Source organism: Arthrobacter sp. B0316-1-20, assembly GCF_059091865.1.
Genome location: NZ_JBNHHC010000016.1, coordinates 162,382 through 169,542 on the forward strand (window position 1 = coordinate 162,382; position 7,161 = coordinate 169,542).

The 7,161-nt window shown below is 62.9% G+C and carries 7 protein-coding genes; 4 read left to right on the forward strand and 3 right to left on the reverse strand.

Translation table 11 applies throughout. The features are described from left to right. Positions 1-314: 314 nt before the first annotated feature. Together AC5RW2_RS24495 and AC5RW2_RS24500 are read left to right on the forward strand one after the other, a co-directional pair. Entirely contained in the window at positions 315-2,813 is a 2,499-nt protein-coding gene (locus AC5RW2_RS24495; protein ID WP_493999543.1) for an ATP-binding protein, read from the forward strand. 371 nt (positions 2,814-3,184) lie between these two features. Continuing rightward, positions 3,185-3,871, forward strand: a complete 687-nt coding sequence (locus tag AC5RW2_RS24500) for a response regulator (RefSeq protein ID WP_493999544.1) — start codon at positions 3,185-3,187, stop codon at positions 3,869-3,871. Positions 3,872-4,077: 206 nt separating this feature from the next. Here AC5RW2_RS24500 and AC5RW2_RS24505 read toward each other — a convergent pair whose 3' ends face one another. After that, positions 4,078-4,407: a VOC family protein gene (locus AC5RW2_RS24505; RefSeq protein WP_494014840.1), complete on the reverse strand. Its 330-nt coding sequence runs from the start codon at positions 4,405-4,407 to the stop codon at positions 4,078-4,080. A 45-nt stretch (positions 4,408-4,452) separates the two neighbouring features. Beyond that, a complete protein-coding gene (locus tag AC5RW2_RS24510) occupies positions 4,453-4,983 on the reverse strand; it encodes a TetR/AcrR family transcriptional regulator (RefSeq protein ID WP_493999546.1) in 531 nt (176 codons plus the stop codon). Positions 4,984-5,198: 215 nt separating this feature from the next. On the opposite strand from AC5RW2_RS24510, the gene AC5RW2_RS24515 reads away from it, so the two are divergent. Beyond that, the gene (locus tag AC5RW2_RS24515; protein ID WP_494074723.1) at positions 5,199-5,951 is read left to right on the forward strand and encodes an MBL fold metallo-hydrolase; all 753 of its coding nucleotides are present in this window, start codon (positions 5,199-5,201) and stop codon (positions 5,949-5,951) included. A gap of 157 nt (positions 5,952-6,108) precedes the next feature. Then, positions 6,109-6,390, forward strand: a complete 282-nt coding sequence (locus AC5RW2_RS24520; protein WP_493999548.1) for a hypothetical protein — start codon at positions 6,109-6,111, stop codon at positions 6,388-6,390. Between the two features lie 213 nt (positions 6,391-6,603). On the opposite strand, the gene AC5RW2_RS24525 is transcribed toward AC5RW2_RS24520, so the two are convergent. Further along, a partial coding sequence (locus AC5RW2_RS24525; protein WP_494074724.1) for a hypothetical protein occupies positions 6,604-7,161 on the reverse strand: 558 nt, incomplete at its 5' end.

Here is a 7,161-nt window from a genome sequence, read left to right on the forward strand (position 1 = left end):
CGGGCTTGCCGGTCCGACGGGTTGAACAACGTGGGCGGTAAGCCAACGGGCCACGCCATGGGACGGCTTTTGACGGCCGGTAGGGCGGGGCACGCTCTCCGGAATGAAGTACTGGGTAGACGCACCCACAGTCGTCTTCTCTCTTATACGGTTCCTGACGCGATTGATCACACTACTCCGGCAGAGGCGGCCAGAGAGCGAAAAACAGCAGCCGACGGCGTTAAGAAATCATCAAAATGTCCGGGTAGCTGGGCGGGGCAGGTGAGCGGGGCGGGGAGGGCCCTCGGCTTGCAGTGGCGGTGAGAATGGTCTTTATGGGCAGAGGAATACTGCGGATTTTTCTTGGCGCGGCGCCGGGCGCCGGGACCACTTACGCGATGCTGACCGAAGGGCTGCGGCTGACCGGAGATGGCGCCGATGTGGTCATCGGCGCGGCCCTGCACCGGGGCCGGCCGGAAACGGCTGCCCTGTTCGCGGACATGGAAGCAGTTTCGGATGCCGGCCCGGAGGGCGTTCAGGAGCTGGACCTGCAGGCCGTTTTGTCCCGTGCTCCGGAAACGGTGCTTGTGGATGACCTGGCTCAGGCCCACGGAGTGAACGGTGGGCGCAGGCTGGTATGGGAGGACGTCGATGGCCTGCTCGACGCAGGCATCAATGTCATGGCGACCCTTGAGATTGCGCGACTGGAGTCGTTGGGTGACGTGGTTGAAGCCATTACCGGCGTCCGGCCTGACGAGACGGTGCCGGACGCCTTTGTCCGTGGTGCCGGACAGATTGAACTTGTGGATGTGGATCCCGGACTGCTCCTTGAACGGGTGGCAGCAGGCAAGGTGGTTCCGGCGGAAAACGTGGATGCGGCCCTGGCGGGATATTTCCGCTTGGGGAACCTGACGGCATTGCGGGAGCTGGCCCTGCTGTGGCTGGCGGACCGCGTGGAGGAGGGCCTGAGTGATTACCGGGCGCGCAAGGGGATCGAGGCGGTCTGGAACACTCGGGAGCGGATCGTCGTCGGCCTTTCCGGCGGGCCGGGAGGGCAGTTGCTCGTGCGACGGGCGTTCCGAATGCTCGCCGGCAAGCTTGGCGCCGAGTTGCACGCCGTGCATGTGCGCTCCTCGGTAAGCTCCCGGGAATCACCGGGGGAACTGGACGCCCAGCGTGTTCTTGTGTTGGGGCTGGGGGGAACGTACCACTCGATCGGAGGCGATGATCCTGCCCAGGCGCTCGTTGCTTTCGCGCGCAGGACCGATGCAACACAGATCGTCGTCGGCGCCCCCGGACGGAAGCTGCGGTTGCGCCGCAGCGTCGGCCAGCGCCTTCTGCGCCTTGCAGGGGACGTCGACGTTCATCTGGTCGGTCACGGACGCAAAGGTGCGGCCAGTTCCGTCAGGACGGGCCCGTCATCGCTGGGCAGAGGCCGGATGATGGCCGGCGCCGCTATGGCGTTGCTGCTGCCGTTCATCCTCCAGGCGGGACTTAGTCTCTGGCCGCACAGCCACTTCGCCACCGATATGCTCGTGCAGCTGACCGGGACCATCGCCGTAGCGCTGGTCGGCGGGCTCTGGCCGGCCGTGGCGGCGGCAGTGCTCAGCAGTGCGATCGTGAATTTTTCCGCTCTGCACCCCATCGGCACCATGGGCATCAGCGATCCTGAGAATGTTCTGGCCCTGCTGATCTTCCTGGCCGTCGCGATCGCGGTTTCGCTCGTCGTTGGGCTCTCGGCAAAACGCAGCCGGGCGGCAGCCGCAGCCGGGGCCGAAGCTGCGGCTCTGGCGGAGCTGAGCCGCAGCACCCTTGCCGTCCACTACACCATCGGCGAATTTTTGGACCGGATCCGCGAACACTTCCGCAGCAGCGGTGCCGCGTTGTATGCGCGGGATGAACGCCAAGGCAAAATCCGGGCATGGCAGCTGGTGGCCAGCACCGGCAGAGTCGATGAAGACCTGAACGGCAATGAGAACGTCGAGCAACTTGACCCATCGCATGCCCTGGCGCTCTCCGGCCGCCCCCTCAGCCAGCAGGAACGGCACCTGCTCACTGCCTTCGGCGCCCACCTCATGGCCCTCCTGCAACGGGACCAGCTCCGGGCCAGCCGCCGCGACATCCTGCGGCTATCCGAAGGCAACCAGATGCGCACCTCGATCCTGCGTGCGGTCTCGCACGACCTGCGCACGCCGCTGGCAGGGATCAAACTGGCCGTCAGCAGCTTGCGCCAAGACGCCGTGGAATTCGACCCGGAGGACGAGGCCGAGCTACTGGCTACCATCGAGGACTACGCCGACCGCCTGGGCCTGCTGGTAGGAAATTTATTGGACATGTCGAGACTGACGGCGGACTCGGTCACGCCTTTGATCCGGCCCGTCTACTGGGCCGACGCCGTCGCAGACGCCCTACGCGGAATTCCCGAGGAAGCCGTGCGGGTGGACTTGCCGGACAGCCTGCCCCCGGTTAACGCTGATCCGGGCATGCTGGAACGCGTGATTGCCAATGTCGTTGAAAACGCCGTGAAGTACGCCGGCGGGTCCGATATCTTCATCACTGCGGTCACCGGTACGGGCAAAACCTCGGTGAACGGGAAACCTGCCGGCCAACTGCGCATCATCGACCATGGCCGCGGCATCCCGGCCACTGAGCTGATCAATATGTTCCAGCCATTCCAGCGCCTCGACGACACGCCGGCGGGGACCGGGGTCGGCTTGGGACTGGCTGTCGCGAAGGGCTTTACCGAAGTTATGGACGGGCATCTGGACGCCGAGGAAACCCCAGGTGGAGGGCTAACCATCGTCATCACGATGCCGCTCTCAGCGCGGGCCTGAAGTACATTCGCGGAAGGCCGCTGTCCGGCGTAGGAGACGCGTTAAGATTTGGGCCGTCCGCGTGAAGAAACCGTTAAGAACGGCGCCCGGGGTCCGGTCTTGGGTTTTGCTGGGCGTTGGGAGGGCCAGCCGGGCCTTCTACACCGAAAGTTGGAATACGCATGGACGTGGACCTTTGGTGGGAGATTCTGCCGGTTCTGGCCGCCGGCGGCACCGTGCTGGTGCTGCTGATCCGTTCTCTGGTGCGCATGAAGAAGGGCAGCAATTGGTGGTGAGGAGGTGCCTGTCCGCGGACCCAGGAGACACAATAGAGCTCAACCGACGGGCGACGGTCGGCTTCCGGTGGCGTGCGAGGAGGAGACGGGACAGGCATGACCAACGTCTTGATCGTCGACGACGAGCCACAGATCCTGCGTGCGATGCAGATTAACCTCCGGGCGAGAGGCTACCGTACCTACATTGCAGCTACCGGAAGCGAAGCGCTGACGGAAGCAGCCAAAGAGCCTATCGACTTGGTGATCCTGGATCTGGGGTTGCCTGACATGGATGGGGTGGACGTGATCCGCGGCCTACGCGGGTGGACGGATATACCCATCATCGTGCTGTCCGCCCGGCATGCCTCAGACGACAAGGTTGAGGCCCTGGATGCGGGTGCTGACGACTACGTCACCAAGCCCTTCGACCTGAATGAACTCTTAGCCCGGCTTCGTGCTGCAGACCGGCGGAACGACAGCAGTCTCCAAGGCGCGTCGATTGGCACCGCTGACTTTGAGATCAACCTTAGCGACAAGCGGGTTGTTCGGGACGGACAGGCGGTCCGGCTGACCCCGAACGAGTGGAACATCCTGGAAATTTTGGCCAGAAACCCCGGCCGGCTCGTATCGCAGCAGCAGATCCTGACCCACGTGTGGGGGCCCGCTTATCTAAAGGAAACCCAGTATCTGCGCGTCTACATCGCTCAGCTCAGACGCAAGCTTGAACCTGACGCGTCCAGACCGCGCTATCTCCTCACCGAAGCAGGGATGGGCTACCGCTTTGAACCAGGGGCGCCCCCTTGAAACGGCTGTGCCGTCTCGAGACCGTCCGCCCCTCTTAGGTTTTATGACCGGAGGCCCTTTGCCCCCTGATCGGGCAGCCCTATTTGTCGAACCGTGAACGTGAAGGATGCCGCCGGAACCCGCGCTCAACCCTGTTTTATGCTCAGCGGTGCGGCCACTCCGACCGAGCCGCAACCAGAGTGGCGTCGAGCGAAATTTTGTCCCGGCTAGTCTCCGCGTCCCTCTTCGGTACTGATGCACAGCCGGTTCCCTTGGGCATCAGTGGCCACTACCCACACGGGCGCATGTTCATCATCGAGTGTTGCACCAACGGATACCAGAGCATCCAGATTCGAGGCGCTTTCGCTGAAGGGGACAGTGATGTCCAGGTGAAAACGATTCACATTCGGGCTCTGGGACTCCTGAAACCAGATGGCCGGGCCCCTGCCATAGGGATCGGTCAGGGTTCCGTCTTCCTGCATCTTGTAGCCCAGTGCAGTTCGCCAAACTTCCGAAATGGCTTCCGGGGTTCTCAATGTCTTCGTGCCCAAGGGCACGCCGCCGGCCATCCTCGGGCTGGGGCGGACGGGTCGCGGCGGTGATTACCATTCCCCATAGATCCGGATCAGCGCACGTTTTGCCGCGGTGTACGGCTCAGCCGAACCGGTGAGGAGCGAACGCGCATTGGCCGCCTCAAGAAATGCCGTCGTCTCGAACACCAGTTGATTCACGTCTACTTCAAGGAGTTCCCCGATGTCGGCCGCAGCCTGGATTTCCGAGGCCAGCAAGGAGCGCCATTCACGAACCGCCTCCGCCACCGCTTCCCTCACCGGACCAGATTTGGAATCGAACTCCGTGCTGGCGGCCGCAAAGAAACATCCGCCGACAAAGACCCTATTGCGGCTGTAGGAAAGCCAAGCGTCAAGAAGCGCGCGAAGTCTTTCGAGCCCGGGTGCGGCGTTGAGGGAGGGAGCTACGACCGCCGCGATGAAAACTTGTCTCGCTGCCTCAACCGTCGCGATTTGCAGCTGCTCTTTAGAACCGAAGAGGGCAGCTACTCCACTCTTGCTCAGAGTCGAACGAGATGCCAGGCCGCCGATCGAAAGGCCCGCAAGCCCCTCAACCGAGGCCATGTTCACAGCTTCCTCTAAAACAGTTTGTCGCGATTTCAGACCTCTGGCCGCTCTGCCATCCATATTTACCTCTCTTCTCCCAAGAAAATCATAGTGTACGATCGTTCGTATTGTTACCGGCTCGCGTATAGCCCCCCGGATTTCCGCCATTGGTAGACCTGCGCGGGGCTGCCAAAAGTCGGCCCGTTGATACTCAAGATTCGAAGGACGACCCCATGCAGACAACCCTGACGCATATCGGCACCGCAACGATGCTTGTCGAATTCGGCGGCCTCACGTTCCTCACAGATCCGGTGTTCAACCCCGCCCCTACTGAGTACAAGTTCGGGCCCCTAATCCTGCGGAGCACTAACAAACCGGCCATGTCCGCTAGCGAACTTCCACCAATTGATGCCGTGCTGCTCAGTCACGACGAACACCCGGACAATCTAGATGACGCCGGCAGGAGGTTGCTGGAGGGGAAACCCGTCTTGACCACCCAGAGCGGGGCGGGACGGCTGGGTGGCCAAGCAGTTGGTGTGGCGCCTTGGGCCAGTCACACGGTCGCCGTGGGAGAGAAATCCGTGATCATTACAGCGACGCCTGCCCATCATGGCCCCGTTGGTGACGTCATTGGATTCATCCTCCGGGTTCCGGGGGAAGAAAAGGTCCTTTACATCTCCGGCGATACCACCTATGAAAGCGACCTTGACCAAATCGGCGACCTATTCTCGATCGGAGTAGCAGTGCTGCACCTTGGCGCGGCGAAGTTCGCCATACTTGGGGACCAGATGGTCAGTATGGACAGTTCGAGCGCAGCCAAGTTTACTGCCGTCCTCGCCGCCGACGCCGTAGTGCCGATCCATTTCTCCTCTTGGGAACACTTTACTGAAACGGAAGATGAGATCGCGGCTTCATTTGCGGAAGCAGGCCTGACTGACCGCCTTGAATGGCTCACCCCCGGGGTGCCACGGATCCTTGAGGTCTGATTCCGCGAGGCAGCCCCTTCCGGCCAAACAGAGACTATAGCCACCGGTGAACTCCAAGTCGCTGGAATGAAGCACTGCGATCTTGACTCCGCCAACTTTGGGCGGCGACATAGGGAGTCAAGATGCAGGAAGCCTCTGAAAACCTTCAAACGACGGCGTGCCGGGCCTGTCAATAGCGCAGTTATTCGAGTCTGCGGCAAGCCAAGATTTCAAGGCTTCCCAGCTCAGCAACCGCGATGCCGGAAAATGGAAACGGATCATGATCGCTTCGGCAATAGGAGCCGCGCTTTTCAGCCTGCAAGCTGTCATCTCCGCACTGCTCGGCGGTTTCTACGTGACGGTAGTTGTGGTTCCGCTTGCCGTTTTCTTTCTTGCCATGAGTGCTGCAATTTGGTTGATGCTGAGGGCGCGGACGAAGTCACTGGGGAAAGACCGCTAGCCGAACTCAGCCACGAGGCCCCCGTTACTCCGAGTGGAGCCTAAATAATCGCTTCTGACTCACCACGCGCGTGCATAAGCTCTAGCTCATTTTTGTTGCAATGGGTGACCGGCTGATGCGACTGGCGGGCGGGCAACTCCCGACCTTGAGAAGCGAAGGTCTTGTTGCCTCCGGAACGAACGCCACTAACCCCGTTAAGCCAACGGCCCCGCCTCAGCGGCGGGTGGGGAGGACCGTCGTCGTGACGGCCACGGCCTGCGGGGTGCGGGGGAAGGGACTGAATCCGAAGCGCACGGGCGGATCCACCGGCGCGAGGGGCCCGAGGCCGGCCCCGTTCCAGCTCGCCACGGCGCGCTCAACGCTACGGATGGAGCGCACGCCATAGTACTCCCGACGTCCGCCTCCGGCGGAGCCGGCGGTGGCCACCCCCGGGAGCAGGATCCCCGCGGCGCGGTTCACGGCTGTCAGCCACGCCGGGTGGACGGCGATTCGGACGGGGACCAGTTGCAGCATCCAGCCCAGCGCTGTCACGGGGCCCAGGTCGGCGCGCAGTTCCAGCGGGCCGCCGGAAACGCGGAGGACCAGTACGGCGGTCCCGGGTTCGTTCCCCGGTTCCGCGCTCCGCTCCCCGGCGGGGCTCAGGCTGGCGTCCAGCGGCGCCACCACCACCTCATCGAAGCGGTAGGTCGCGGACACATAGTCGGCGACCGCCCGGTTGGGGGCCAGCAGCGTCCGCAGCCCGTCGCGGTCCTCGGTCATGACGTCCGTGAA

Excerpts from the sequence above, each read along its gene's own strand:
- AC5RW2_RS24510 (WP_493999546.1), bottom strand. The coding sequence starts at position 4,983 with ATGGCCTCGGTTGAGGGGCTTGCGGGCCTTTCGATCGGCGGCCTGGCA.
- AC5RW2_RS24515 (WP_494074723.1), top strand. The coding sequence starts at position 5,199 with ATGCAGACAACCCTGACGCATATCGGCACCGCAACGATGCTTGTCGAA.
- AC5RW2_RS24495 (WP_493999543.1), top strand. The coding sequence starts at position 315 with ATGGGCAGAGGAATACTGCGGATTTTTCTTGGCGCGGCGCCGGGCGCC.
- AC5RW2_RS24500 (WP_493999544.1), top strand. The coding sequence starts at position 3,185 with ATGACCAACGTCTTGATCGTCGACGACGAGCCACAGATCCTGCGTGCG.